At 68.7% G+C, this 1123-nt stretch carries 1 protein-coding gene; it reads left to right on the top strand.

Annotated features, from left to right (window positions below):
• The coding region (locus ACLD7X_RS16985) for an IS256 family transposase (RefSeq protein WP_412007433.1) at positions 1-1123 on the top strand (1123 nt) is incomplete at both ends.

The following is a 1123-nucleotide window of genomic DNA, read 5'->3' as shown; positions in this document are numbered from 1 at the left end:
ATTCTGCCGCCCATGAGCTGGCGCAACTGCTTGGCAGCGGCACCGCCGGTGACCTGATCCCCGAACTGGTGCGCCAGGGCCTACAGGCCCTGATCGAGGCCGAGGCCGCTGCTGCCCTTGGAGCCGATCGCCATGAGCGCACCACCCAACGGCGGGGCCACCGCAACGGCAGCCGGGAGCGGCTGCTGAGCACCCCGGCCGGCGACATCCAGCTGCGCATCCCCCGCTTCCGCACAGGCAGCTTCTACCCCTCGTTGCTGGAACCCCGCCGCCGGGTGGATCGAGCCCTGTGGGCCGTGGTGATGGAGGCCTACGTCTCCGGCGTCTCCACCCGCAAGGTGGACGAGCTGGTGGCCGCGCTGGGGTGTGAGAGCGGCATCTCCAAATCGGAGGTCAGCCGCATCTGCCAGGGGCTGGACACCCAGGTGCAGGCGTTTCTGGGCCGGCCGCTGGAGTTCAGCCGCTACCCCTACATCTACCTCGATGCCACCTACCTGCACGGCCGGGATCCGGCCCGCAGGCAGGTGATCTCCAGGGCGGTGATCGTGGCGGTCGGCATCACCGGCACCGGACAGCGGGAGGTGCTCGGCATTGAAGTCGGCGACAGCGAGGACGAGGCGTTCTGGACCGCCTTCCTGCGGCGCCTGCGCGAGCGAGGGCTCTCTGGTGTGCAGCTGGTGATCAGCGACGCCCACGCCGGCCTCAAGAAGGCGATCACCCGTTGCTGTCAGGGCACCAGCTGGCAGCGCTGCCGCGTGCACTTCGCCCGCAACCTGCTGGTCAAGGTGCCCAAAGGCAGTCAGGACATGGTGGCTGCCGCCCTGCGCTCGGTGTTCGTTCAGCCCGAGGCCCAGGCGGTGGAGCAGCAGTGGGAGCAGGTCATCACGATGCTCCGCGAGAAATTCCCCGCCGCCGCTGCCTTGATGGAGCAGGCCAGGGAAGACGTCCTCGCGTTCCGGGCCTTCCCGCCGGAGCACTGGCGCAAGATCTGGAGCACCAACCCCCTGGAGCGGCTGAACAAGGAGATCAAACGCCGCACCCGCGTCGTCGGCATCTTCCCCAACGACGCCGCGATCATCCGCTTGGTGGGAGCCCTGCTGCTGGAGCAGCAGGAGGAATGGCA

The sequence above is a fragment of the Aphanothece microscopica RSMan92 genome (genome assembly GCF_046613545.2).
Lineage (GTDB): Bacteria > Cyanobacteriota > Cyanobacteriia > PCC-6307 > Cyanobiaceae > NIES-981.
The sequence above is the reverse complement of the archived record's forward strand: the minus strand, read 5'-3'. Positions and strand labels throughout refer to the sequence as shown.